Source organism: Nannocystis bainbridge, from assembly GCF_028368995.1.
Lineage (GTDB): Bacteria > Myxococcota_A > Polyangia > Nannocystales > Nannocystaceae > Nannocystis > Nannocystis bainbridge.
In genome coordinates, this window is the sequence record NZ_JAQNDL010000001.1 from 3,766,816 (window position 1) to 3,792,895 (window position 26,080).

The following is a 26,080-nucleotide window of genomic DNA, read 5'->3' on the forward strand; positions in this document are numbered from 1 at the left end:
GCGCCGACGTTCACCCGGCGATCCTACCTCATGTCGGTCGCAGCTCGCTCGATCCGGACCTCGGGCCACGGCGTCACCGTCGCCGCCGGCAAGCCCAGTCGTCGGCGCAGCGCCGCCACGCAGCGCGAAGCCGCGCGACCGTCGCCGTACGGGTTCTTGCGCGGACAGACCGCCGCGTAGGCGGCCGGGTCATCGAGCCAGCGGCGCGCCGTGGTCACCAGCAGATCGGTGTCGTAGCCGACCAGCACCGCGCAGCCGGCCGTCACACCCTCGGTGCGCTCGGTGGTCGTGCGGGTCACCAGCACCGGCTTGCCGAACTCCGGCGCCTCCTCCTGGAGCCCGCCCGAGTCGGTGATCACGAACATGCAGCGCTTCAGCAGCCACACCGTCGCCATGTACTCGAGCGGCTCGAGCAGGAACACGTTGCCGAGCCCCCCGAGCTGCCCGCGCGCCGCCGATTGCACCGCCGGGTTGAGGTGCACCGGGTACACGAAATCCACCCCTGGATAGGCGCGGGCCAGCGTGGCGAGGCCGGTGCACACCGCTGCCAGGCCGCCGGCGAAGCTCTCGCGGCGGTGGCCGGTGACCAGTACGAACGGCCGGCCCTTGGTGAAGCGCATCAGCTCCGGCGCCGGCGCGCCCTCGAGCGGCAGGCGGCTGGAGGCCCAGCGCAGCGCGTCGACCACCGTGTTGCCGGTGACCTCGATCGCCTCCGGGGCCACGCCCTCGCTCAACAGCGCCTCGCGGGCCAAGGGCGTGGGCGCGAGGTGGAGGCTGGCGAGGCGGGCGATCAGCTGGCGGTTGGCCTCCTCGGGGAACGGCGCCGTCAGGTCCTGGGTGCGCAGGCCGGCCTCGACGTGGGCGACGGGGATCTTGCGATGAAACGCCGCGAGGGCGCCGGCGAGCGCGGTGGTGGTGTCGCCCTGGACGACCACCCAGTCGAACCGCAGCGCGTCGAGCACCGGATCGATCCCGTCGAGCAGGCGCGCCATCAGGCTCGAAAGCGACTGCGCCGGCGTCATCGCGCTCAGCTCGACCTCGCACTGCAGCCCGAACGTCTGCAAGATCGGCGGCACCAGCTCGCGGTGCTGCCCGGTGCAGCACAGCGACACCTGCCAGTCGGTGTGCTGCCGCAGCGCGCGCTCCACCGGTGCCAACTTGATCACCTCGGGTCGAGTCCCGAGAACGATGAGGATCCGGGGCCCAGTGGACGGCATCGGCGCGACCCAGATAGCATGTCCGAAAAGCCGGTGACCATTTCCCTGAACGATCCCCAACCCGACGGTGCGGCCGCGCTCGATCTCGACGTCTGCGTCGTCGGCCTCGGCTACGTCGGCCTACCTACCGCCGCCGTCCTCGCCACGCGCGGTCGTCGCGTCGCCGGCTTCGACCTCCGCCGCGACATCCTCGACACCATCAACGCCGGGCGGATCCACATCGTCGAGCCCGAGCTCGACGCCCTCGTGCGCGCCGCCGTGCTCGCCGGCACCCTGCGCGCCGTCCCCGAGCCCGTCCCCGCGCGCACCTTTTTGATCTGTGTACCCACACCGATCACCTCCGACCACCGCCCCGACCTCGCCGCCGTCGAAGCCGCCAGCCGCGCCCTCGTGCCCGTGCTGCGGCCCGGCAACCTCGTCGTCCTCGAATCCACCGTCCCGCCCGGGACCCTGCGCGACCTCGTGGCCCCGATCCTGCGCGAGAGCGGCCTCGTCATCGGCAAGGACCTGTTCGTCGCCCACGCCCCCGAGCGCGTGCTGCCCGGCGCCGTGCTGCGCGAGGTCGTCGAGAACGAGCGCATCGTCGGCGGGCTCACCGACGCCTGCACCGACCGCTGCGCCGTCTTCTACGAGGGCTTCGTGCGCGCCGAGGTCCACCGCACCAGCGCCGAGGTGGCCGAGTTCACCAAGCTGGCGGAGAACGCCTACCGCGACGTCAACGTGGCCTACGCCAACGAGCTGGCCAACGTCAGCACCCACCTCGGCCTCGACGTGTGGGAGGTGATCCGGCTGGCGAACCGCCACCCACGCGTCCAGATCTTGCGCCCCGGGCCGGGCGTCGGCGGCCACTGCATCGCCGTCGATCCGTGGTTCATCGCCGCCAGCGCGCCCGAGCACACCCCGCTGATCCAGGCCGCGCGGACCGTCAACGACGGCCGCCCCGAGCGCGTCCTGGGCCAGATCCGCCGCCTCGCCGGCAAGCTGCGCGCGCCGACCATCGCCCTGCTCGGCCTGGCCTACAAGCCAGACATCGACGACCTGCGCGAGAGCCCGGCGCTGCACATCGCCGAGGCCGTGCACCGCGAGTCCCTCGGCGACGTCCTGCTGGTCGAGCCGCACCTCAGCGCCTCGCCGATCGCCGGCTGCCCGCTGGTCGGGCTCGACGACGCGCTCGCGCGGGCCGACATCCTGGTCCTCCTGGTCGCCCACCGCGACTTCCGCCGCCTGCGCTCCGCCGACCTGCTCCGCGTCATGGTGGTCGACACCGTCGGCCTCCTGGCCGGGGCCGACAACAGGCGCGTATGACCAGCTCGCGGCTCTTCCGTCACGGTCCCGGGACGCTCTTCCGCACGGCCTCGCACCTGCCTCCGCGGCAGATCGCCTACCAGCTGCGGCGGCGCCTCGGCGGCCCCGCGCGCCGGCCCAAGGCCACCAGCCTCGAGGGCGTCACCGGCCTGCTCGCGCGCCTGCCCGCGCCCACCCCCGAGGGCGAGCCGAGCCCCGATGGCGTCTGTCTCTTGGGACAGCCGCCGCACGACCCGCTGCGCGCCGGCTGGGACCCGCCGGTCGGCCCGCTCTACCTCTACACCTTGCATTACCACGGCTGGCTGCAGCGGCTCCCGCCCGCGCTGGCCCTGGCGACGATCGATCACTGGATCGTCCACCACCCCGAGGGCGTCGGCTGGGAGCCGTACCCGACCGCCGTGCGGGCGCTGCACTGGCTCGGCTGGCTCTCGGGACATATCGACGATCTCGACGGCATGACCCGCCGGCGGCTGCTCGCCTCGCTCGCCGGGCAATTGCGGCACCTCGAGCGCCACCTCGAGCTCCACCTCGACGGCAATCACCTGTGGACCGACCTCGCCGCGCTGGCCGCCGGCGCGCTGGCCCTCGACGGCCCGCGCGCCCACCTGCTCGCGCCCGCGGTCGCCCGCTTCGCCGCCGTCACCGGCGAGCAGCTCGCGCTCGACGGCTTCCACCGCGAGCGCACGCCCTCCTACCATTGCCTGCTCGCCGAGCAATTGGCCGGCGTCGTCGCGCTTGGGCCCGAGCGCGTCGACCCACGCGCCGGCCGGGCGCTGCGCGACAACCTCGCGCGCATGCTCGCCGTACTGCCGGCCTTCGCCCACCCCGACGGCGACGTCGCCCTGTTCGGCGACAGCCAGCGCGGCCTCGTCACCCCCGCGGCGCTGGCGACTCGCTGCGGCATCAGCCTGTCCCAGGGGACAGATCACAACGCCCCCGCCTCCGGCCTGTTCCGCCGCGCCTGGGGCCCGTGGACCTTGCTGTGGAACGCCGGCGGCCTCGGCATGCCGCAGCAGGTCGGCCACATCCACGCCGACTGGCTCGGCTACGAGCTCTCGCTCGGCGGCGAGCGGATCGTCGTCGACGCCGGCGTCGGCACCTACGAGGTCGGCCCCGAGCGGGCCTACGCCCGCAGCACCCGCGCCCACAACACCGTCACCGTCGGCCCCGGCGACGCCGACCAACATGAACTTTGGGCCAGCCACCGGATCGGCGGCCGCGGCGAGCTCGTCGACCTGTCCTTCGGGACATCCGAGGTCTCGGCCGGCGTACGCGGCTTCCGCTCGCGGGCGGTGCACCACCGGCGGCTGGCGTGGGACGGCCGCTCCCTGCGCTGTAGCGACCGCGTCCTGCCCGATCACGGCGAACCTGTCCCTGCGACCATGCGGATCCACCTCCCGCAGACCTGTGTCGTCGCGGTCGACGGCCCGGTCGTCCATGGGCGCACCCCCGGCGGCCGCGGCTTCGCCGTGCGCGGCCCCGCCGACCAGCGCTGGCAGGCCACCGCCGCGGCGGGCTGGACTGCCATGTCGCGCCCGGCCCCGCGCCACTGCCTGGCCCTGCCGGTGGGTCCCGGCGGCCTCGAGATCGCCTTCGAGCTCGAGACCTGAGCCCGGCGGTCCGGGTGCTGTGCTAGATCGGTGCGCGCATGACCGCGACAACTCGCACGCCCGACGCTGAAGTCCACCCCATGTTCCTCGACCGCTGGTCGCCGCGCGCCTTCCGGCCCGGGTCGCTGACCGACGCGCAGCTCGCCAGCCTGTTCGAGGCCATGCGCTGGGCCCCGTCGAGCTACAACGAGCAGCCGTGGATGGTCGTGTACGGCCACGGCACCGGCACCGACGATCACAAGCGCGTGCTCGGCTGCCTGGTCCCGTTCAACCAGTCCTGGGCCCAGAGCGCGCCGCTGGTGATGATCCTGTTCGGCCGCCGCCGCTTCGCCTCGTCCGGCAAGGCCAACCGCCACGCCGGCTTCGACTGCGGCAGCGCGTGGATGTCCCTGGCCCTCCAGGCCCGCGTGCTCGGCCTCCACGCCCACGCCATGGCCGGCTTCGACGAGGCCAAGACCTACACCGAGCTCGGCGTCCCCGAGCCCGACTTCGAGGCGATGGCCGCGATCGCCGTCGGCGTCCAGGGCGACGTCGCCGACCTGCCCGAGGGCCTGCGCGCCCGTGAGGCCGCCAGCAGCCGCGTGCCCGCGGCCAGCTTCCTCCACCGCGGCCGCTTCAGCGCCGCCGGCTGACCTCCGCAGCCGCCCCGAACGACGCACGAGGTGTTCCGCAAAGACATCTCGTGCTGTCTCTTCGGACAGCTTCGCGCGCCGCGCCTGCCGCGATAATGAGATGTCCGCAGCGACATCTTCCGCCGCGGCCGGCGGACCTCCGGCGCGTCTTCCGGCCCACGCACGGGATGTCCTTGAGGACATCTCCGGCCCGCGCACGAAATGTCCTCACGGACCTTCCGGCCCACGCACGAGATGTCCTTGAGGACATCTCGTGCTGTCTTTCAGGACAGCATCGCGCCGCGCCCGCCTCACGCTAGATGTCGCAGGGACATCTCGTGCTGTCTTTCGGGGAGCCCGAGCCGGGCCACCCCATGCACGAGCTAAACTCGGGAATACCCGCCCCGCTCGACCTGTCCCTCGCGCCAGGTCCGCGCCCACACCGGGCGCGCAGACTTCGGCCGCGCCATCCCCGCCGCCCTCCTCGCCGCGCCTGCCCGTGCGCTCCGCCTCACCGCCGCCTGCACGGCGCGTGTGCCGACCTTGACCCTCGCCGACGCGTGCGCATGGTGGCTCATCATGCAATGGTCATGGTCGCTTGGCCGACTGTTCGGCATCGAGACGCGGGTCCACGCCTCCTTCGTCCTCGTGCTCTTGTGGGCGGTTCTGAGCAGCTACGGCGGCGGTCCGGCCGCCGTGATCTACGGCCTCGCCTTCCTCGTCGCGGTGTTCGCCTCGGTCGTGGCCCACGAGTTCGGCCACGCCCTGACGGCGCGCAGCTACGGCATCGCTACCCGGCAGATCTTGCTCCTCCCGATCGGCGGCGTGGCCCAGATCGAGGGCGCGCACATGCCCCCGCGCGAGGAGTTCATGGTCGCCCTCGCCGGCCCGGTCGTCAGCTTCCTGCTCTCGGGCCTGTTCTTCGCCCTTTCCGCGCTGACCGGTGACCTCTCGCCGCACTCGTTCCTCGGCGCGCTCGCGTGGGCCAACCTCGGTCTCGGCGCTTTCAACCTGCTGCCGGCCTTCCCGATGGACGGCGGTCGCGTCTTCCGCGCTCTGCTGTCGGCGCGCATGGGCCCGCTGCGCGCCACCGAGATCGCCGCCGCTGTCGGCAAGTTCGCCGCCTTCGGCCTCGGCGCCTACGCGATCGCCAGCGGTCGCACGATGATGACCGTCGTCGCCGTGTTCCTCTGGTTCGCCGCCAACGGTGAGGCCGGCCTCGCCGCGCGCCGCTACAGCCGCGGCACCGACGACCCCGCGCAGTGGCGCCGCACCAGCGGCTTCCCGCCTCGCGGCGGCCGCGGCTGGTGAGGCTTGTGAACGTCGTCTCCGGCCCCCACGGCGCACGTGGGGCCGGCTGATACGCTGCCTCGATGCCCCAGCCCGCGCGCCTCTCCGCGGCCCTCCTGCTCGCCTGCGCCTGCACCTCGAGCCTCGGCGACGGCACCGACGCCACCCCGACCACCGGCCCGTCCTCCACCGCGACCACCGCCGAGCCGACGACGTCGACCCCGACGACCACGGGCGACGAGCCTGTCTCTTCGACCAGCTCGACCTCCGGCACCACCACCACCGACGACCCGACTTCGGGCACCGGCACCACCACCGGTGGTCCGGTCGCGCCGACGGTGATCCTCCCGCGGGCCGCGATCGAGCCCGGGGAGCTGGCCGTGCTCGCCAACGACCAGGACCCGCAGTCGATGGCCGTCGCCGCCCACTACATGGCCGCGCGCGGCCTGCCGGCGGACAACCTCGTCGTCCTCAGCTTCACCCCGCCCGGCGACGCGCTCGCGGCCGACACATTCGCCAGTCTCAAGGGCCAGGTCGACGCCGCCCTCGGCCCCGACATCCAGGCCCTGGCGATCGCGTGGACGAAGCCCTACCGCGTCGAATGTCAGTCGCTCGTCAGCGCCCTCGCGCTCGGCCACGACCCCGCCAAGTACTGCAGTCAGCCGTGCACCGAGACCGCCCCGAGCGGCTACTACGATTCGCCCTCGCTGCGCCCGTTCACCGACCACGGCCTGCGCCCCGCCATGCACCTCGCCGGCACCTCCTTCGAGAACGTGCAGGCGTTGATCGATCGCGGCGTCGCGGCCGACGGCACCGCCCCGGGCGGCACCGGTTGGTTCGTGCGCACCACCGACAGCGCGCGCAGCGTCCGCTGGCCCTCCTTCGTCACCACCGTCGAGCAGTGGAGCCCGCAGCCGCTCGCCCTGCAGTACGTCGACAACGCCATGGGCACGGGCTCGGACGTGCTCGAGGGCCAGACCGACGTCCTCTTCTACTTCACAGGCCTCGCCGACGTGCCCGGGATCGCTGGCAACACCTACCTGCCCGGCGCTGTCGCCGACCACCTCACCTCCTACGGCGGCCAGATTTGCGACAGCGGTCAGATGAGCATCTGTCGCTGGCTCGAGGCCGGCGCCACCGGCAGCTACGGCACCGCGACCGAGCCTTGCAACTATCCGGCGAAGTTCCCCGAGACCCAGGTGTTCCTGCCGCACTACTGGCGCGGCGAGACGCTGATCGAAGCGTACTGGAAGTCGGTGAATTGGCCCGGCGAGGGCGTATTCGTGGGAGAGCCGCTGGCGCGTCCGTTCGCCGGCGCCACCGTCGAGTTCGACCCCGATACGCTCTCCCTCCAGATCCACACGCGACAATTCGCGCCGGGCATCCTTTACACCATCGAATCGGCGCCGGCCGAGCAGGGCCCGTGGACCGCGGTGGGCGATTTCACCCCGACCCTCGACATGGTCCACGAAATCGAGATCGCGGACGCCACGGAGCCCTTCTACCGGATCGTCGGCCCCGGCTGAACTATTGTCATTCGCCGGATCGCCCCGGCGACGCTCGTGAACATCGTCAGCGCCGGACCGCCTTTGCACATCGCTCCATGACGCTTCGGGACCCCCACTGGGGTCAACGGGGAGCACGTCGGGCGCTGGTGAATGACGGGCGAATGCATGTTCGGGACGCCCCCGATGAGCGGCGCGCCGCATTATGCACACATGTGATCTGATTACAGTCTTCCCATGACATTCAGAAATCACCATACCAGACATCGAGGGTCCTTGTCGGCGGCGGCGACGCCTCGGTACTGTGACTGCGATGGAAACTCGCAATTTGTGCATCAGTTCGCTCGTCACCTTGCTCACCATAGGCGGCACTCTTGAGTCCGCACAGGCCGCTGCGCCGTTCGCCGCCTTCGAGAGCGGCCAGGTGCGTCCGCTGGCGCTGAACTCCAGCCGAACCCGGCTTTATGCCGTCAATACTCCCGACAATCGCCTCGAGATCTACAAGATCAAGCACGGCGGCGGCCTCGAGCATGAAGCTTCCGTACCTGTCGGGCTCGAGCCGGTCGCCGTCGCGGTGCGCAGCGACGACGAAGTATGGGTCGTCAATCACCTCTCGGACAGCGTCAGCATCGTCGATGTCGACGACCCCACGCCGCACGTCAAGCGGACCCTGCTCGTCGGCGACGAGCCGCGGGACATCGTGTTCGCCGGGCCCGGCAAGTCGCGGGCCTTCATCACCGCCGCCCACCGCGGTCAGAACGCCCCGTTCGACCCCAAGCTGACCACCCCCGGCATCGGCCGCGCCGACGTCTGGGTGTTCAACGCCAACAGCCTCGGGAGCAACCTCGGCGGCAGCCCGCTGACGATCGTCAACCTCTTCAGCGACACCCCGCGGGCCCTCGCCGTCTCGCCGAGCGGCCACCGCGTCTACGCCGCCTCGTTCGTGTCCGGCAACCGCACCGCCGTCGTCGCGCTCGGCGTCATCCCTGACGGCGGCCAGGGCGTCGGCGGCATCCCCTTGCCGAACGTCAACCACGCCGGCGTGCCCGAGCCCGACATGAGCCTGATCGTCAAGTACGACGGCAAGCACTGGGTCGACGAGATCGGTCGCTGGTGGGACAGCAAGATCAAGTTCAACCTGCCCGACAAGGACGTCTTCGTCATCGACGCCAACGCCGGCACCCCGGCGGTCCTGCCCGGCAACTCCGGGTTTTACCGCAGCGTCGGCACCGTCATCTTCAACATGATCGTCAACCCGCAGAGCGGGAAGGTCTACGTCTCCAACACCGAGGCGCGCAACGAGGTCCGCTTCGAGGGCCACGGCGACTTCGCCGGCTCGACCGTGCGCGGCCACACCGTCGACAACCGCATCACCGTGCTCGGCAGCGGCAACTCGGTCCACCCGCGCGACCTCAACAAGCACATCGACCGCGACGACTGTTGCGACGAGATCCCCAACGACACCGGCGCCCTCAGCGTGTCCCAGACCCTCGGCATGGCGATCTCCGCCAACGGCCGCACCCTCTACACCGCCGTCCTCGGCAACGACAAGGTCGTCCTCTACGACACCCGCGACCTCGAGGACGACGACCACTGGCCCGACGACATCGACCAGATCGCTGTCAGCGGCGGCGGCCCGACCGGGCTCGTGCTCGACGAGCAGCGCGATCGTCTGTACGTCCTGACCCGCTTCGACAACGGCATCTCGATCATCGACACCGACGACCGCGAGGAGATCGCCCACGTCACCATGCACAACCCCGAGCCGGCGTCGCTGGTGGCCGGGCGGCGCTTCCTCTACGACGCCGCGCTGACCTCGAGCAACGGCGACCAGTCGTGCGCCTCGTGCCATATCTTCGGCGACAAGGACGAGCTCGCGTGGGACCTCGGCGACCCTGACGGCGACGTCACCGCCCCGCCGAACATCCTCAAGGACTCGTTCTTCGGCTTCCAGGTCCCGCTGCACCCCAACAAGGGTCCGATGACCACCCAGAGCTTGCGCGGCCTCGCCAACCACGGGCCGATGCACTGGCGCGGCGATCGCAACGGCGAGGGTCAGGGCGTCAACGCCCAGCCCAACGGCGGCGCCTTCAGCGAGGTCGCCGCCTTCAACGCCTTCAACGTCGCCTTCGAGGGCCTGCTCGGTCGCAACGAGCCGCTGACGGCCCAGCAGATGCAGGCGTTCACCGACTTCCAGTTGCAGGTGATGTACCCGCCGAACCCGATCCGCGCGCTCGACGACAGCCTCAACGCCGACCAGCAGTTCGGCCGCGACTTCTTCATGAACGTCGAGACTTTCTCGTTCTTGCCCGAGCGCAAGTTCACCTGCGAGGGCTGTCACCGGCTCGACCTCGCCGCCAACCCGACCGACGCTCACCCCGGCTTCTTCGGCAGCGACGGCGAGGTCGTCGGCGGCGAGTTCTCGCAGACCTTCAAGATCCCCCACCTGCGCAACATGTACACCAAGGTCGGGACCTTCGGCTTCCCCGGCGGCGACCCCGTCTTCAACGACCCGATCGCCAGCGGCTTCTACGACCCGAGCCACAAGGGCGACCAGATCCGCGGCTTCGGTTACACCCACGACGGCTCGAAGGACACGCCGATGCGGTTCTTCAACGCCTTTGTCGCCACGCCCGTGACCCCCGGCGGGTTCACCAACTTCGAGCAGATGCGCAAGGTCGCGGAGTTCACGTTCGCCTTCGACACCAACTTCAAGCCGGTCGTCGGCCAGCAGATCAGCCTCACCGCCAGCAACGGCCCCGTCGTCGGCCCGCGCATCAACCTGCTGCGCCAGCGCGCCGACGCCGGCGACTGCGACCTGATCGCCAAGGCCCACGTCGGCGGCGTCGAGCTCGGGCTCTTCTACAGCGGCGGCGCCTACGTCACCAGCTTCTCCTCGATCCCGCCGCTCAGCGACGTCGCGGTGCGCTTCCTGGCCCAGACCGGCAAGCCCGTCACCTACACCTGCACCCCGCCCGGCTCGGGCTACCGCCTCGGCGTCGACCGCGACGGCGACGGCCACCGCGACGGCGACGAGGTCCTTCACCACAGCGACCCGGCCGACCCCAGCGACACCCCGTGAGCGGCGGCGCCTGCGAGGATATGTCTTTCGGGACATATCCTCGGGGCGCGCGATTCGACCTGTCCCGAAGGACATCCATGGCGCGGCCTCGCATCGGGCTCGCGCCGCGCGCAGGTGCACCCCTGTTCAGGACGGCGCCTGCCGCGCGGGAACGCACCTTTCATCGGCTTCACCGCCGAGGGCGCTCGAGCTGATATCCTCGGCCCGTGATCCTCGACCCTCAGCTCGCCCGGCTGGCTGAGTGGTTCGCGGCGCTCCAGGGGCGAGCCGGCGAGCTGCTCGACCAGCGTTTGCGCGGAGACTGCCTCGGCGGCCTGGAGCAGGTGGCGCTGACGCTCGAGCAGCAGATACAGCCGCCGCTCGCGCCGGAGGAGGCGCTCGTCACCCTCGCGGACGACGACAACCGCCACCCGCTGTCGCGCACGCGCTGGCGGGCGGTGCTCGAGCACGAGATCCGGCCGGCCATCCACGGCGCCCGCGACACCCTCACCGCCACCGCCGCCTCCTTCTCCGAGGGCATGGCGGCCGCCGGGCTGCTGACCGACCTCGCGCGCACCGTCGCCGAGGAGCCCGAGATCTACTTCCTCGAGCGCGCCGCCCCGGACGACGGCGACGACGCCCCGACCGAGCCGGAGCAGATCGCCGTGCCGCTGCGCCGCTGGCTCGGCGAGGTGTTCGCCGAGCCGGTGCGCGGCCTCGTCGAGGAGCTCACGCGCCGCGCCGCCGCCCTCGCCCGCGACGCCGCCGCCGAGCTCGAGCGCATCGAAACCGTGCTCGACTACCACCTCTTCATCGTCGAGGACAGCCGCGAGGTCGACGCGCGCGACGAGTCGGCCCACACCGGCCTCGGCCACGCGATCCGCCTGGTGCGCGCGCTGTCCGAGCGGACCGCTCGCGGCGTCCGGCGCCTGTTCGAGTGGTTCGTCGCCGAGAGCTCCGCGCGCATGGACGACGCCCTCGCCCCGCTGCGCACCCACCGGCCCGACGAGCTCCTGCAGCAGCTCGAGGCGCGCGCTGCCCGGTCGCGCGCCTCGTGGCTCCGAGCCCAGCGCGACCGCGCACGCCTCGGCGCTCTGGCGCTCTACGGTCGCGCCGCGCCGGTAGTCCGCGAGCTGGCCCAGGACGTGCGCCGCACCTTCACCGGCGAGGGCCCGCGGGTCGGCTACTGGGACCTCCTGATCGCCGGAGAGAACCGCGCCGGCAGCCTGCCCGCGATCTACCGGCGCCTGTTCGGCGAGGTCCCGCTCGGCCTGTCGGACCTCTACCAGCACCGCCTGCGCCTCGAGGCCCCGTGCCGCGAGGTGTTCCAGACCTGGCTCGCCGGCCAGCGCGTCGCCTTGCTCGTCACCGGCGATCGCGGGGCCGGCAAGCGCACCCTCGTCAACCGCGTGCGCGCCGAGCTGCACGGCGAGCTCCCGGTCCACTGGATCTCCATGGGCCCGCACCTGGCCAGCGAGGCCCGCCTGTGCGCCGCCCTGTGCGAGGCCACCGGCGCCCCCTACGCCGGCAGCTTCCGCGAGTTCGCGCGGACCGTCCCGCTGATCGGCGGGCGGCGGGTGCTGATCCTCGAGAACGCCGAGCAGCTGTTCGTGCGCACCCCCGAGGGCCTCGCGCGCATGCAGGCCTTCCTCGACCTGGTCCGCGGCACCGACGAGGCGATCCTGTGGGTCGTGTTGATGGCCGCGCCCGCGGCCACGCTGCTCGAGACCTGCCTGCGGCTGCCGCTGTACTTCGGCCAGGTCGTGCACGTCCCGGCCGAGAGCGGGCGCTTCATCGAGAGCATGATCCGCTCGCGCCACCGCGTCAGCGGCTTCGGCCTCGGCTTCCGCGAGCGCCGCGCCCCCGCGCTACAGCGGCTGCGGCGGCCGTTCACCCGCGCCGACATGCTGCCCGACCCGGGCGAGGAGTGGTTCACCGACCTCGAGCGCATGTGCGGCGGCAACCTGCGGCAGGCGCTCGACTACTGGCTGCTCTCGGCCCGCCTCGACGCCAAGACCCAACACGACATCCTCGTGCGCCCGCTGCCGCGCCGCCGCGGCACCGCGCTGAACGACCTGTCGCTGCCGCAGCGGCAGGTGCTGGTCAGCCTGGTCCAGCACGGCGCGCTGACCGAGGGGCAGCTGCAGGAGATCGTGCGCACCACGGCCGGCGGCATCGGTCCCGAGATCGACGACCTGCGCCGGCGCCACCTCGTCGACCAGGGCGGGCCCGGCGGCTTCCTCACTCTCCGTCCCACCGCCGTCGGCCCCGTCACCCACGACCTCCGCTGGCGCAGCATGATCTGACCCTCAGGACATGTCCTTTTGACCATGGTCTTCGGCACAGCCGTCATGACGCTCACGGACACCGCCGCCCAGGCCGGCGCAGCCGGCGAGGTGGTCCTCAAGTCGCTCGGGCACCACGCGGTGTTCTTGCTGCTGCTGCAGCTCGCGGTGCTGCTGGCGACCGCGCGGCTGCTCGGCGAGCTGCTGCGCAAGTTGAAGCAGCCGGCGGTGATCGGCGAGCTGGCCGCCGGGGTGCTGCTCGGGCCCTCCGTGCTCGGCGCGCTGGCGCCCGAGCTGCAGCATTACGTGTTCCCGCGCGACCAGCACCAGGCCGACCTGCTGTCGGTGGTGTCGTGGCTCGGCGTCCTGTTCCTCATCATCGTCACCGGGCTCGAGACCGACATCGGCCTCATCAAGCGCCGGGGCAAGAGCGCGCTGCTGATCTCGAGCTGCGGGATCACCATCCCGCTGCTCGCCGGCGCCACCTTCGGCTGGTACTTGCCCGAGGTCTACCTGGCCGACCCGAGCAAGCGGCTGGTGTTCGCGCTGTTCATGGCGGTGTCGATGAGCATCTGCGCGGTCCCGGTGATCGCCAAGGTGCTGATGGACCTCAAGCTGATCCGGCGCGACATCGGCCAGCTGATCCTCGCCTCGGCGATGACCGACGACACCGTCGGGTGGATCCTGCTCGCCGTCGTCGCCGGCCTCGCCACCGCCGGGCAGGTCGACCCGGTCTCCGTCGCCGAGGCCGTCGGCGGCGCGCTGGTGTTCCTCGGCCTGATGTTGACCGTCGGCGTGCCGATCGTCGCGCGCATCATCTCCGGCGTCGACCGGCGGATCGGCGGCGTCAACGCCCAGACCTCGCTGGTCATCGCCCTCGCCCTCGGGGCCGCCGCGCTGACCCACCAGATGGGCATCGAGGCCGTGCTCGGCGCCTTCGCCATCGGCATCCTCGCCGGCCAGGCCCCGCGGTTCCGCCGCGAGGTCGGGCACACCCTCGAGGTCGTCACCGCCAGCTTCCTCGCCCCGATCTTCTTCGCGTCGGCCGGCGTCAAGGTCGACCTCGCGCGGCTCGCCAACCAGGAGGTCGCGCTCGTCGGCCTCGCCGTGCTCGGGCTCGCGTGCGCGTGCAAGATCGCCGGCGTCTACGTCGGCGCCGCCCTGGCCCGCCTGACGCACTGGGAGCGGCTGGCCATGGGCTTCGGCATGAACGCCCGCGGCGCCATGGAGATCGTCGTCGCCACCGTCGGCCTCGGCCTCGGCATCCTCACCATCGAGCTCTACTCGATCATCGTCATGGTCGCGATCGTGACCTCGATGATGGCGCCGCCGATGCTGCGGTGGGCGCTGTCGCGGGTGAAGATGGGCGAGAGCGAGGCGCGGCGGCTCGAGGCCGAGGCGATCGCCGCCAGCAGCTTCATCCGCCAGATCCGCCGGGTCCTGCTCGTCACCCGGCACGCGCACAGCTTCGACCTGCCGGCGCAGATCATCGGCTACATCAGCCACAAGCAGCCGATCGAGGCCACCGCCGTGTACGCCCGGCCGCTGGCCGTGCGGCGCCCGTGGTGGCAGTTCTGGAGCCGTCGCGGCCGGCGTTACGCGGCGGTCGGCGCCAAGGCGCTCGAGCGGATCGGCCGGCCGCTGCGGCTGCTCAAGGGTTCGCGGCCCGAGCTCAAGATCATCAGCGACCCTGACCCGGCCGAGCAGGTGTTGACCGAGGCGCACCGCGACTACGAGCTGCTGGTGCTGGGCGAGGTCCACCGCGGCACCGAGGCGCTGTTCGGGCCGATGGCCGACCGCATCATCCACAAGGCCCCGTGCCCGACCCTGATCGTGCGCGAGCCGGCGCGGGAGCTCGTGCCCGGGCAGCCGCCGCTCTATCGCCTGTGGTCGCCGAAGAAGATCCTCGTGCCCACCGTCGGCACCGAGTACAGCAAGAACGCCGTCGAGCTCGCGGCCGTGCTCGCGGCCAGCACCAAGGCCGAGGTCACGATCCTCCACATCTCGCGCACCGGCTCGAACGACGTCGACTCCGCGCGGCCGCACGAGATCGGCGCTCAGATCGTCGCTCGCGAGGCCGAGCGGGCCAAGAAGTTCGGCGCCAGCGTCGAGACCGTCGTCCTCGAGGGCGCCCGGCCCGAAGAGGACATCGTCCACCTGGCCGCGCAGGGGAGCTTCGACCTCATCGTGCTCGGCAGCAGCCTGCGCGCCGTCTCGGCCCGCGCCTTCTTCGGCCACCGCGTCGAGAGCGTGCTGAAGAACGCCCCCTGCCCGGTCCTGCTGCTGAGCGCCGGTTGATCTGGCCGCGTGGCTCGAAATAGCCCGGCGATGGCGCGCTTCACGAAGCGCGCTTCGTGATACATAAAATTCCGAGGATCACCGTCGCGACCGGTCTCGCCGGGGGCTTTCGCGGCATCGACCCCTCCCGGGCGCGTCCTGAGCGGACCTGAGGCACCTGTGACGGCGACCATGTCCTTCTGCGCCACCCTCGCGTCCTCCTTCGATCTCTCGCTGCTCGCGGCCCTGAGCGAGCCCGCGGCCGAGGCTGCGGCCGCCGCCCCGGCCGTCCTCAAGGGCCTGTCGCACCACGCCGTCCTCATGCTGCTGGTGCAGATCGCCGTGCTGTTGGCGACCGCGCGCTTCCTCGGCGAGATCATGCGCAAGTTGAAGCAGCCGCCGGTGGTCGGCGAGCTGATGGCGGGCGTCGTGCTCGGGCCCTCGGTGCTCGGCATCGCCTGGCCCGAGGCGCAGCACCTGCTGTTCCCCAAGGACCAGCACCTCGCCGACCTGCTGTCCGCGATCTCGTGGATCGGCGTGCTGTTCCTGCTGATCTGCACCGGCCTCGAGACCGACCTCGGCCTCATCAAGCGGCGCGGCAAGACGGCGCTGATGATCTCGGCCGGCGGCATTTTGGTCCCGTTCGCCACCGGCTTCGCCCTGGGTCAGTTCATCGACTCGGCCTACCTCGCCAACCCTGACATGCGGCTGGTGTTCAGCCTGTTCATGGCCGTGGCGATGAGCATCTCGGCGGTGCCGGTGATCGCCAAGGTCCTGATGGACCTCAAGTTGATCCGGCGCGACATCGGTCAGCTGATTTTGGCCGCGGCGATGACCGACGACACCATCGGGTGGATCTTGCTCGCGGTGGTCGCCGGCCTGGCCAAGACCGGCGTGGTCGACGTCGTCACCGCGCTCAAGTCGGTCGGCGGCGCGGTCGTCTTCATGCTGTTCGCCTTCACGCTCGGCGCGCCGCTGATCGCCCGGGTCATGGCCACCGTCGACAAGCGGTTCGGCGGCGCCGGCTCGCAGATGTCATTGGTCCTGGCGCTCGCGTTCGCCACCGCCGCCTTGACCCACGAGATGGGCATCGAGGCCGTGCTCGGCGCCTTCACTGTCGGCATCCTCGCCGGTCAGGCTCCGCGGTTCCGCCACGAGGTCGGGCACACCCTCGAGCTCGTCACCGCCAGCTTCCTCGCCCCGATCTTCTTCGCCTCGGCTGGCGTCAAGGTCGACCTCATGCGCCTCGCCGACCCCGAGGTCGCCCTCGTCGGCGCCGTCGTGCTCGCCATCGCCTGCTTCGGCAAGTTCGTCGGCTGCTATCTCGGCGCCTGGGCGTGCAAGATTCCCCACTGGGAGCGGCTCGCGCTCGGCTCCGGCATGAACGCCCGCGGCGCCATGGAGATCATCGTCGCCACCATCGGCCTCAGCCTCGGCGTCCTCACCGTCGAGATGTACTCGATCGTCGTCATGGTCGCGATCGCCACCTCGCTGATGGCCCCGCCGCTGCTGCGCTGGACCCTCTCCAAGGTCCGCATGGGCGAGACCGAGGCCAAGCGGCTCGAGATGGAGGCGCTGGCGGCCAGCAGCTTCATCCGCCAGGTGCGGCGCGTCCTGCTGGTCGGGCGCAGCGCCACCCGCTTCGACCTGCCGGCGCAGATCCTCGGCTACCTCAGCCACAAGCAGCCGATCGAGGTCACCGCCGTCTACGCCCGGCCGCAGGCGGTGCGGACCCCGTGGTGGCGCGGCCTGACGCGGCCGGTGCGGCGGTTCCACGCCGCCGGGGCCAAGGCGCTCGAGCGGATCGGTCGGCCGCTGCGGCTGCTCAAGGGTTCGCGGCCCGAGCTCAAGGTCATCAGCGACCCTGACCCGGCCGAGCAGGTGTTGGCCGAGGCTGCGCGCGACTACGAGCTCGTCGTGCTCGGCGAGAGCCACCGCAGCACCGAGGCGCTGTTCGGGCCGATGGCCGACCGCATCATCCACAAGTCGCCGTGCCCGACCCTGGTCGTGCGCGAGCCGGCGACCCGGCCGAGCGAGGGCGGCAAGCCGCCGCTGTACCGCGTGTGGACGCCGAAGAAGATCCTCGTGCCGACTGTCGGCACCGAGTACAGCAAGAACGCCGTCGAGCTCGCGGCCGTGCTCGCCGTCAGCACCAAGGCCGAGGTCACGATCATCCACATCTCGCGCACCGGCTCGAACGACGTCGACAGCGCGCGGCCGCACGAGATCGGCGCCCAGATCGTCGCCCGCGAGGCCGAGCGGGCCAAGAAGTTCGGCGCCAGCGTCGAGACCGTCGTCACCGAGGGCGCGCGACCCGAGGAGGACATCGTCCGCATCGCCGCGCAGGGCGGCTACGACCTGCTCGTCATCGGCAGCAGCCTGCGCGCCGTCTCGGCCCGGGCCTTCTTCGGCCACCGGGTCGAGAACATGCTGAAGAACGCGCCCTGCCCGGTCGTGCTGCTCAGCGCCGGCTGAGCCGCGGATGCGCGAAGGGACATGCCCTCGCGGGCATGTCCCTTCATTCATGTCCTGGAGGGCATGCCCTCCGGACCAGGCATCACTGCGGGTTGATGATCTTGAGCCGCATGCCGCCGGGGTAGGCGTACGACGTCACCGCCGTGTAGCCGACGCTGATGATGCCGAACGGCTGCTCGCTCTCGGCCAGGTGGCCGCCCTGGTTGATCTTCCAGTCGGCGACCTCGTAGTTGCCGACCGCGTAGTAGCCGCTGACGATGTTGCCGTCGACCTTGACGTCGGCGGCGCCCTTCTCGCGGATGACCTGGACGTAGTCGGCGGTGTAGCCGGTGCCGGTGGCGAACGCGTAGCGGTCGAGGAACTGCTCGACCGGGATCATCTGGTACATGGCGGGGTCGCCGGTGTTGGCGCCGCCGTTCTGGCTCTCGAGGTACTGGACCGGCAGGAACGGCTTGTCGCCGTTGAACATGAAGCTCACGTTGTTGGGGATCACCAGATCCTTGAACTGGCCCTTGTTCAGGTTGATGGGCGTCCCGGGCTGGACCGGGTCGGTGGTGATCGTGGTGTTGTCCTCGCCGGCGAACACGCGCCAGTAGTGCTTCTCGGTGCCGCGCTTGGGCGAGTGGGCGCCGACGTAGGTCTTGCCCCAATAGTCGAGCGGCAGCATCTGCTCCTCGATGTGGTCGCAGTAGCTGACCGCGTTGGTCGGCACGTTGACGCACTCGACCGCGCCGATGACCCAGATCGGCTTGTCGGCCTCGATGAAGGTGCCCGACACGTCGCTGCCCGCCTGCGGTCCGCGCACCTGCAGGGTGTCGAACCGGTTCATCGCCACCTGCCCGGTCGCGCCGCCGGCCACCGCCGGCACGCCGTTGCCGGCCAGGGTGCCCTGCGGCGGCGTCCACTTGACGGTGGTGCCGTCCTGCAGCGCGATCACGTTGAAGTAGCTCGGGTACTGGTTGTGGGTGTCACGCCACGAGGCGACGATGTAGTTCTGCCGCAGAGCGTACTCGGGCAGCAGCATCGACGCGTCGTTGGTGGCCTGCTGGCCGAGCGGCGAGTGCAGGTAGGCGATGATCGGGATGTTGCTGTTGACGCGGTAGACCCCGCCCTTGCGCAGCTCGGACTTCTTGTCGAGCGCCGCGTTGCTCATCGTGTACGTGTAGGTCATGCCCGGCGCGAGGTTGATCGGCGCGCCCTGGGGCTGCTCGACGTTGGTGCCGTTGGGCACGAAGTACAGCTGGACCTGCGCCGCCTTGCTCGGGTGGGTGTTGCCGACGATCAGCGAGTCCGCCTGGCCGTCGTTGAAGTTGTCCATCTTGTGGCCGAGGAACGAGCAGCCGATCGAGCTCGGGCTCGACTGCACGAGGTCACACAGCTCGGTGCAGCCGCCGAAGTCGCACTGCTGGGTCTCCGTGCACGCGACCGGCGGGTCGTAGGCGTCGCCGGCCCCGTTGCAGGTCTTCTCGGCGTCGAGGCCCTCGCACACCACCTGGCCCGGGTTGCACAGCATCGAGCCGCACGCGCCGTTCTTGCAGGACTGGCCGTTGCCGGGGCACGGCTCCGGCGCGAAGCCCTGACAGTCGTCGGTACAGACGAGGATCTGGTCGCCCTCGCAGCCGTTGAGGTCGCCCGGGTTGCACACGCACGGGCCGACCGTGGTGGTGTCGGGGTCGGTCGTGGAGGTCGTGGTCGCGGTGACCGGCCCCGTGGTGTCGGTCGTGGACGTCGAGGTCCCGTCGCTGGCGACCGTGGTGGCGTCGGTCGTCGTGGCGACGGTGGTGCCCTCGCTGTCGCTGAGGCTGCCAGTGCCGTCGGTGGTGGCCACCGTCGTCGTCGGCCCCTCGGTGGAGGTCGGCGAGTCGGTGGTCGAGGTCGTGGTGATCGGGTTGGTGATACCCGTCACGTTCGTCACCGACGCGCTGGCCGAGGTCGTGCCGTCGTCGCCACACGCCGGCAGCAGCGCGGCCGCCATCACCCCAAGCTTGAACAAGTCTTCCCGCTTCAGCATCAGCCACGTGTGCCACACACGGGCGAGCCGCTCAAACGCAAACTGCGGGCTCGCCAGCGTGCCCTCGCGTGCACACGGGAAGTCTGCCCGCCTGCATGTGCGGCCGCTTGCGCGCTCGCGCCCGTGCGCTCGCCTCGCAACTCCGCGTCTGCGGGTCGGCGACGCCACGCGTCCGAGCGGCCTGTCTTTCGAGACAGCTGTTGCTCGAGACAGCTCCGATCGGCGCAGGAGCCGTCGGGGACGCGGTGCGACACGCCATCTGTCTCTCGGGACATCCGGCGGACGGCACGCGAGCGCGCGACGACCGTCGCGTGGCGCGCGCTGCGTGACCTGAGCTGTCGCTCGTCACGCCGCCCGGCGCACGACGGTCGTCGCGGACCCGCACACGTCTGACTTGTCTCTCGCCTCACCCAGGCGCGCACCCGACTCGGGCGCGAAGCCTGCGGAGCGCGGCCGTCCCGGTCGGGGGACAGCAGCGCGCGCCGCGGGTGCGTCAGCCGGCGATCTTCTTGCCCGCCACGAGGCCGGCGACCAGCATCACCGCGAAGATGACGATGAAGATGAAGAACAGCACCTGCGCGATGTCGGAGGCGGCATTGGCGACGCCGCCGAAGCCGAAGACCGCTGCGATGATGGAGATGATGAAGAAGACGACGGCCCAACGAAGCATGATTTTTTCCTCCTGCTCAATTCATGATCCGATTCATCGATGAGGCAACCTCGACCATCACTCTTTTCTTTAATCATCGTGGTGGCATCCATCAACCCCTGATATTCGATTCCTACCACCCCGCGGAGGGCGGTCCCAGCACCGGTCCGGAGCCCGTCCTGGCGCTGCTGTGAATGCGAGCGCTTAAATGGGGACCGCGCCCATCCCCCGATTGCATCGGGGGAGGGCGCGGTGATTCAGCCGGCGACGATGTCGACGCCGGCGCTTCGTTGGTTATGGCAGATGGAGGTCCTGAAGCTTGCGTTGAATCGCCTCCTTCCCGTCGCCGAAGCGCTCCTGAATGACACCGTACAGCTTGTCGGCAGAGCCCTCTGCCTTGAGGAAATCGTCGTCGGTCAGCTCGCCCCAGATCTTCTTGGCCTTGCCCTTGAGCTGGTCCCACTTCCCCTGCGCCTGGTCTTGATTGATTGCCATCTTTGTTCTCGTTTCCTGGTCCAAGTCTGATCGCTGTTGCAGCCAGGACGAACTCGACTACATCCCCGGAACGTCGTTTTATGGGCCTATTGGGGCAATAGCGGCGAGCGCGGGCGGCGATGCGTCAAGCGCGCACAGCATTGGCGCGAACAGCGCTCGCCAATCGCCAATGCGTGGTCTCTCCGCGGCCCTGCCATTCGCCGAAAGCGCGACGCGGAGGCGGGCGCCGCAGCGCCACACCTCCGCGTCGGTCCCCCGCACCGGCCTACGGCGCGTCCGGGGTGGTGTCGGCCTGGGCCGTGCGCTTGGTCGGCGGCGGGTCCGGCTCGACCTTCGGCGCCGGGGTCTTCTGCCCCTCGGCGCCGGTGCGGCCGAAGGTGCGGCGCCAGAACAGGTCGAGGCCGCCGACCGCGGCGTCGCCGAAGAACGTCTCCACCGACCACTGCGGCTTGAAGCGGTACTCGAACGAGCCCTGGATGCGGTTGTTCCGGATCGGCGCGTTGTGATGGTAGGTCGTCTCGGCGTAGATCTTCTTCGTCAGGTGCTTGCCGACGCTCAGCACCGGCTGCGTGACGTCGTCGGCGAAGCCGAACTTGATGCGGTCGATGCCGAGCTTCTGATCGGCGAAGCGCGACAGCGTCGGGTTGCTGAAGTTGACGAGCAGGCCGGCGGCGCTCGCCTGGGTCTTCTTCGGGTCGCTCTCCTGAGTGTCGGCGCTGCCGGTCAGCAGCAGGGCGAAGATCTGGCCCTCGGTCAGCGACGGGCGCGAGCGCAGCTTGAGCGCGGGCCGGCTGAGGCGGCCGCGGATCGCCACGTTGACCTCGGCCTGCGGCGTGGTCGTGTCGGCGGTGAGGTCGAGGTACGGGTCGATCGTCGAGCCGTCCTCCGGCAAGAACACGCGGCCCTGGTCGATGGTGAAGCGGTTGCCGAGCAGCTCGAAGCGGCCGCGGTCGGCCCGGAAGCCGCCAGTGACCCCGGCCTCCTCGCCCTTGCGGTGCAGCGCCAGCGCGCCGCTCCAGCTCATGTCCATCGTCGGGCCCTTGATGTGCACCGGGGCCTTGAGCCGCACCGCGAGGTCGAACTGGCTGCTCTGGACGTCGGCCGTCGGCGGCTTTTTGGTCGGCGGAGCCGTCGCCTCCTCGGCCTGCACCACCGGCGTCTCCTTGTCGCTCAAGGCGCCTGCCTGGCTGCCGAGCGCGGCCTGCAGCTCGGGCAGCGGCCCGCTGACGATCGTGATGTTGTCGTTCTCGGGCACCGGGTCGGGCGCGCGCGTGGTGAGGTCGGAGACCCAGATCTCGGCGCCGTCGACGTCGATCTTGACCCCGAGCCCGGCCGCGCTGCGCTTCACGTCGGCGCTCACGTGCGTGTCGATGATCATCTGCGGCAGGCCGGGGCGGACCACCGGGAACTTGCGCAGGTCGAGCTGAGCGTCGGCGTCGACCCTGCCGCCGCTGGCGAACGTCACCTTGCCGTCAGCCTTGACCCGGCCCTCGCCGCTGGTCGCGGTGAGGCTGGTCAGCTTGACCTCGGGCCCGTCGGCGAGGATCTCGAAGTTGAGGTCGCGGAACCGCTGCTGCAGGGCCACCACGGTCACGCCGCCCTTCTGCAGGCGGGCCGAGCCTCGCAGCTTGGGCTTGCCGATGACGCCGCCCGCGGTGATCTCGCTCGAGAAGAAGCCGGTGAAGTCGTAGATGGCCTCGGGGAAGAAGCCGCTGAGGTAGCGCAGGTCGGTCGCCTCGGCCTTGAGCTCGCCACGCATCGGGGTGTCGGTCAGCTTGGCCTGCTTGGCCCGCAGCTTCGGGATCGAGGCGGTGGTGTCGGCCGAGAACTCGAGCCAGCCCCGCTTCTTGTCGCGCTGGCCGAAGCTGCCGCGCACCGTCTGCTTGGCGTCGCCCACGTCGAGCTGGATCTTGAGCGGCTGGCCGCCGAGCACCTTGTGGCCGATCTCTCCGAGCACCTGGGCCTCGGCGTGCACGGTCTTGGCGTCGAGCTCGGCCGTGGCGTGGATGTTGAGGGCCACCACCGCCTGCTGCGGCAGCGGGCTGAACGGCTCGAGCGCGTCGTGGTCGAGGTTCTTGACGTCGAGCTTGGCCTTGGCGGGCCGCTCGGTCGCCCACGCGAACTCGCCCGACGCGAGGTCGATGTCGAGCGGCACGCGCCCGCCCAGCTCGATGGTGGTGATCTTGCCGAGCCGACCGTGAGCGCCGACCTTGGCCAGGCCGTCGCGGTACTCGACGTCGGCCCGCAGCGCGCCGACCGGCTGGCCCTTGAACGCCAGCTTGTCGGCACGCACGGCCCCGACCAACTTGGGGTGGCGACCGGCGCCGTCGAAGGTCACGCCGCCGGTGATCCGGCCGGCGAGGTTGAGCCCGAGCAGCGGCTCGAGCGGCGCCAGCTCGAGCTCGCGAAGGTCGAGCATCAGCGCGTACCAGCCGTCGCGACGCCAGCGCACGCCAGAGGCGTCGAGCGCGAGCGGGGCCAGGCCGCGCAGCTGGAACTGCCCGACCTGCCCGCCGCCGCCCGAGATGTCGACGGCGACCCCGCCGTCGCGCATGGTCGCGACCAGCGACAGCGCGCCGAACTCGATCCGGCGGTGCATCAGGCGCTCGCCGTGCAGCTCGGCCTGCAGCTCCGGCTTGGTCGCCGGGCCAGTCATCTCGGCCTTCAGCGTCAGCTTGCCGCCGGCGTCGTGGCCGGGCGCGAGCGCGTCGAGCTGGTCAGCCACGTCGATGTCGTCGAGCTGGACCAGGACCCGGTGCTCGCGCTCGCGGTGCCAGGCGAACTTGCCGCGCAGCGGGTCGAGCTCGATCGGCACCTGCACGTCGACCTGGGCCCGACCGCCGCTGCGGTGGAGATCGACCTTGCCCTGCAGCCAGTCGCCGCGGTGCGTGACGCTGACCGCGACGTCGCCGACCGGCGCGCCCGAGATCGTCAGCCCCTTCGCGCGCCACTCGGTCACCACCCGCGGGGTCGCCAGCGGGCCGTCTGTGCCGTTGGCCTCGAACAGGACCATGCCGTCGAGCCGGCCGGTCAGCTCCGGCTGCTTGAGCCACGGCCGCAGCCGGTCGAGCCGGACCTCCTGGGCCTGCAGCTCGAGCTTGGTGTACGTATGTCCGATCGAGCCTGTCCTTAGCGACATGTTCACGTGGACAGGCGCCTGCGCGCGCAGCTCGAGCTTGCGCGCCAGCGGCCCGCGCAGATCGACGTCGACCGCGGCCTGGCCGTCGGCGAGCCGGGCGGCGACGTCGAGGTCGCCGAAGGTGTTGCCGCGCAGGCCGGCGCGGGCGATCGTCACGTCCGCCACCAGCGACGGCGCCTCGGGCCGCCCGTGGACCCGCACGTGCGCGCTCGCCAGGCCGGCCGGGCGCAGCTTCGGCAGCAGCGGCCGCAGCCGGGCCAGCGCCAGCCCGGTCAGGTCGACATGCACGTCGCTCGGCCCGTCGGCGTCGAGGGTCCCGCCGGCCGCCAGGCGCCCGCCGGCGATCTTCAGCGCCAGGTCCTCCTCGATGCGCAGGCGCGAGCCCGACAGCACCGCCCGCGCCGGCCGCTCGAGCTCGGCGTGGAAGCCGGCCATCTCGGCCGTCAGCGCCCGCAGCTCCGCGCCGATCTCCTGACCTGTCCGTACAGACAGGTCGAGCTCCACCCGCGCGTCCGGCCCGAGCGCCCCGGCCCGCAGCCGCGCGTGCAGCGGCGGCAGCGAGGCCGGCACCGGCGGGGCCACCGGCCCGGGCGGCAGCTTGTCCGCGTCGAGCCGCACCTCGCCGCGATCGATCTGCACCGAGCCGGCCTTAAGGCCCGCGAGCGCCACCGCGACTGTCCCTTCGGACATGCCCCGAAGGACATCCACGTCGACGCGCGCCTGCTCGAGCGCGACCCCGCCGACGCCGACGCGGCGCAGCTCGAGCGCGCCGGCGCAGCGCAGCTCCGGCCCGCTGCAGGCCCCGCGGCCCGAGACCGTGCCGGTGATGTCCGGCAGCCTGGCGAACTGGCGGCCGACCGCGACCGGGCGGGCCACGTCGACCACCGCCAGGCGCCAGTCGATCTGCCGCAGCGCGCCGCGGATGGCGACCACGTCGACCAGGGCGCCGACCCCGGCCGCGTCGAGCGCTGCCGCGAGGGACAGGCTCTTGCTCGACGGATCGATCACACCATCGACGTCGAGGGCGACGCCGCCGAGGGGCGCGCACTCGGGGCAGCGCAGCCCGCCGGCCAGCGCCAGGCGCTTGCTCGGCATCTGTCGCGCGTGCAGCTCGAGCGTCGGCCGCACGCGTCCGAGCCGCGCCTGGGTCCACGGCGCCAGGTCGGCGTCGACCGCCAGGGTGATGTCGGCCTCCGGCGTCCCGCGCCACGCGCCCGCGCCTGTCAGCTTCAGCGCCAGGTTCGGCGCCAGCGCCAGCCGGACTTCGGCCGCCATGTCCTCGGGCACACCTTCGGCCGCGACCGAAAGCTCGACCGTGCCTGCCGGCGCCTTCAACTTCTCGACCGTGCCTGCGGGCAGGTACTCGGCCAGCAGCCCGACCGCCGCGCGGGCCTCGAGGTCGACCAGCATCCGCCACGCCCGCACATCGAGCTGCGCCTGCGGGATCTCGATCGCCGCCGCGTCGGCCACGATCCGCAGCCCCTCGATCTGCGCCACCGGCGAGCCCCAGCGGGCCTTCAGCACCAGCTCTTCGATCTCGCGGTTGCCCAGCAGGCGCCCGTGGGCCCGCACGATCTCCGCCTCGGCCGCGCGCCCGACCCCGCGGGCCCGCAGGTCGACGTCGAGCCCCTCGACGATCGGCGCGCCGTCGGCGAAATAGACCGCGCCGTCGTGCAGGTGCAGCGCCGCGGCGATGCCGAGCGGCAGGTCCGGACCCGGCGGAAGGGACATGTCCTTTGGGACATCATCACCGGGCGGCGCGATGTCGGCGAAGCTGCCGCCGGGCCCGGGCAGGTAGACGCGCAGGCTCTCGAGCGTCAGCGCGTCGACGGCGAGGTCGCGGCCGAGCAGCGCGCGCGGCGACCAGTCGAGCGAGAGCGCGTCGGCGGTGATCAGCGCGCGACCTTCGCGGTCGGAGAGCGTCACGCCGCGCAGGGTGAACGAGCCCAGCAGTGAGCCCTCGACCTCCGCGATCGCCACGCTGCCGGCGATCTTGCCGTTGTAGATCGGCAGGCCGACCCGCAGCGCGAGCCGCAGACCCGCGTTCGTGGTCAAGATCAGGACGACCGCGGACACCACCACCACGAGGACCAGCGCGAGCCCTTTCAGCGTGGTGCGTGCGATCTTTGCGATCCTCGTCGTCATCCGTC

General features: G+C 71.3%; 15 protein-coding genes. 10 read left to right on the forward strand and 5 right to left on the reverse strand.

The window, feature by feature from the left end; all coding sequences use genetic code 11:
• Positions 1-23: 23 nt before the first annotated feature.
• Positions 24-1,217 carry a non-hydrolyzing UDP-N-acetylglucosamine 2-epimerase gene (wecB, locus tag POL25_RS14710; RefSeq protein WP_272086637.1) on the reverse strand — a complete coding sequence of 398 codons (1,194 nt, stop codon included), beginning with the start codon at positions 1,215-1,217 and terminating at the stop codon, positions 24-26.
• Between the two features lie 33 nt (positions 1,218-1,250).
• On the opposite strand from wecB, the gene wecC reads away from it, so the two are divergent.
• From wecC to POL25_RS14755, 9 genes are all read left to right on the forward strand, one after another.
• The gene (gene wecC / locus POL25_RS14715) at positions 1,251-2,522 is read left to right on the forward strand and encodes a UDP-N-acetyl-D-mannosamine dehydrogenase (RefSeq protein WP_272086638.1); all 1,272 of its coding nucleotides are present in this window, start codon (positions 1,251-1,253) and stop codon (positions 2,520-2,522) included.
• A complete protein-coding gene (locus POL25_RS14720) occupies positions 2,519-4,132 on the forward strand; it encodes a heparinase II/III family protein (protein ID WP_272086639.1) in 1,614 nt (537 codons plus the stop codon). Before wecC ends, POL25_RS14720 begins: the two co-directional genes overlap by 4 nt.
• A 38-nt stretch (positions 4,133-4,170) precedes the next feature.
• Positions 4,171-4,764, forward strand: a complete 594-nt coding sequence (locus POL25_RS14725; RefSeq protein WP_272086640.1) for a nitroreductase family protein — start codon at positions 4,171-4,173, stop codon at positions 4,762-4,764.
• 558 nt (positions 4,765-5,322) lie between these two features.
• On the forward strand, positions 5,323-6,054 hold the full coding sequence (locus tag POL25_RS14730; RefSeq protein WP_272086641.1) for a site-2 protease family protein: 732 nt from the start codon (positions 5,323-5,325) through the stop codon (positions 6,052-6,054).
• 62 nt (positions 6,055-6,116) lie between these two features.
• Positions 6,117-7,559 carry a TIGR03790 family protein gene (locus tag POL25_RS14735; RefSeq protein WP_272086642.1) on the forward strand — a complete coding sequence of 481 codons (1,443 nt, stop codon included), beginning with the start codon at positions 6,117-6,119 and terminating at the stop codon, positions 7,557-7,559.
• Between the two features lie 292 nt (positions 7,560-7,851).
• Positions 7,852-10,620 carry a beta-propeller fold lactonase family protein gene (locus POL25_RS14740; RefSeq protein ID WP_272086643.1) on the forward strand — a complete coding sequence of 923 codons (2,769 nt, stop codon included), beginning with the start codon at positions 7,852-7,854 and terminating at the stop codon, positions 10,618-10,620.
• 206 nt (positions 10,621-10,826) lie between these two features.
• Positions 10,827-12,905 carry an ATP-binding protein gene (locus tag POL25_RS14745; RefSeq protein ID WP_272086644.1) on the forward strand — a complete coding sequence of 693 codons (2,079 nt, stop codon included), beginning with the start codon at positions 10,827-10,829 and terminating at the stop codon, positions 12,903-12,905.
• A gap of 24 nt (positions 12,906-12,929) precedes the next feature.
• On the forward strand, positions 12,930-15,182 hold the full coding sequence (locus POL25_RS14750) for a cation:proton antiporter domain-containing protein (protein ID WP_272086645.1): 2,253 nt from the start codon (positions 12,930-12,932) through the stop codon (positions 15,180-15,182).
• Between the two features lie 171 nt (positions 15,183-15,353).
• The gene (locus POL25_RS14755) at positions 15,354-17,636 is read left to right on the forward strand and encodes a cation:proton antiporter domain-containing protein (protein WP_272086646.1); all 2,283 of its coding nucleotides are present in this window, start codon (positions 15,354-15,356) and stop codon (positions 17,634-17,636) included.
• A gap of 82 nt (positions 17,637-17,718) precedes the next feature.
• Here POL25_RS14755 and POL25_RS14760 read toward each other — a convergent pair whose 3' ends face one another.
• Positions 17,719-19,647, reverse strand: coding sequence for an IgGFc-binding protein (locus POL25_RS14760; protein ID WP_272086647.1), 1,929 nt, complete (start codon positions 19,645-19,647; stop codon positions 17,719-17,721).
• Positions 19,648-20,140: 493 nt separating this feature from the next.
• Positions 20,141-20,317, reverse strand: coding sequence for a DUF1328 domain-containing protein (locus POL25_RS14765; protein ID WP_272086648.1), 177 nt, complete (start codon positions 20,315-20,317; stop codon positions 20,141-20,143).
• 23 nt (positions 20,318-20,340) lie between these two features.
• Here POL25_RS14765 and POL25_RS14770 point away from each other — a divergent pair, with 23 nt between their 5' ends.
• Positions 20,341-20,490: a hypothetical protein gene (locus POL25_RS14770; RefSeq protein WP_272086649.1), complete on the forward strand. Its 150-nt coding sequence runs from the start codon at positions 20,341-20,343 to the stop codon at positions 20,488-20,490.
• A gap of 100 nt (positions 20,491-20,590) precedes the next feature.
• On the opposite strand, the gene POL25_RS14775 is transcribed toward POL25_RS14770, so the two are convergent.
• A complete protein-coding gene (locus tag POL25_RS14775) occupies positions 20,591-20,785 on the reverse strand; it encodes a CsbD family protein (protein WP_272087254.1) in 195 nt (64 codons plus the stop codon).
• Between the two features lie 271 nt (positions 20,786-21,056).
• Positions 21,057-26,075 (reverse strand): translocation/assembly module TamB domain-containing protein, encoded by a 5,019-nt coding sequence (locus POL25_RS14780; protein WP_272086650.1) that lies wholly within the window; start codon positions 26,073-26,075, stop codon positions 21,057-21,059.
• Positions 26,076-26,080 lie beyond the last annotated feature (5 nt).

What these genes read in the sequence shown, in the direction of transcription:
- wecB (WP_272086637.1), bottom strand. Translation starts at nt 1,217, where the DNA reads ATGCCGTCCACTGGGCCCCGGATCCTCATCGTTCTCGGGACTCGACCC.
- POL25_RS14720 (WP_272086639.1), top strand. Translation starts at nt 2,519, where the DNA reads ATGACCAGCTCGCGGCTCTTCCGTCACGGTCCCGGGACGCTCTTCCGC.
- POL25_RS14725 (WP_272086640.1), top strand. Translation starts at nt 4,171, where the DNA reads ATGACCGCGACAACTCGCACGCCCGACGCTGAAGTCCACCCCATGTTC.
- POL25_RS14730 (WP_272086641.1), top strand. Translation starts at nt 5,323, where the DNA reads ATGCAATGGTCATGGTCGCTTGGCCGACTGTTCGGCATCGAGACGCGG.
- POL25_RS14735 (WP_272086642.1), top strand. Translation starts at nt 6,117, where the DNA reads ATGCCCCAGCCCGCGCGCCTCTCCGCGGCCCTCCTGCTCGCCTGCGCC.
- POL25_RS14740 (WP_272086643.1), top strand. Translation starts at nt 7,852, where the DNA reads ATGGAAACTCGCAATTTGTGCATCAGTTCGCTCGTCACCTTGCTCACC.
- POL25_RS14750 (WP_272086645.1), top strand. Translation starts at nt 12,930, where the DNA reads ATGGTCTTCGGCACAGCCGTCATGACGCTCACGGACACCGCCGCCCAG.
- POL25_RS14755 (WP_272086646.1), top strand. Translation starts at nt 15,354, where the DNA reads ATGTCCTTCTGCGCCACCCTCGCGTCCTCCTTCGATCTCTCGCTGCTC.
- POL25_RS14760 (WP_272086647.1), bottom strand. Translation starts at nt 19,647, where the DNA reads ATGCTGAAGCGGGAAGACTTGTTCAAGCTTGGGGTGATGGCGGCCGCG.
- POL25_RS14765 (WP_272086648.1), bottom strand. Translation starts at nt 20,317, where the DNA reads ATGCTTCGTTGGGCCGTCGTCTTCTTCATCATCTCCATCATCGCAGCG.
- POL25_RS14770 (WP_272086649.1), top strand. Translation starts at nt 20,341, where the DNA reads ATGATCCGATTCATCGATGAGGCAACCTCGACCATCACTCTTTTCTTT.
- POL25_RS14780 (WP_272086650.1), bottom strand. Translation starts at nt 26,075, where the DNA reads ATGACGACGAGGATCGCAAAGATCGCACGCACCACGCTGAAAGGGCTC.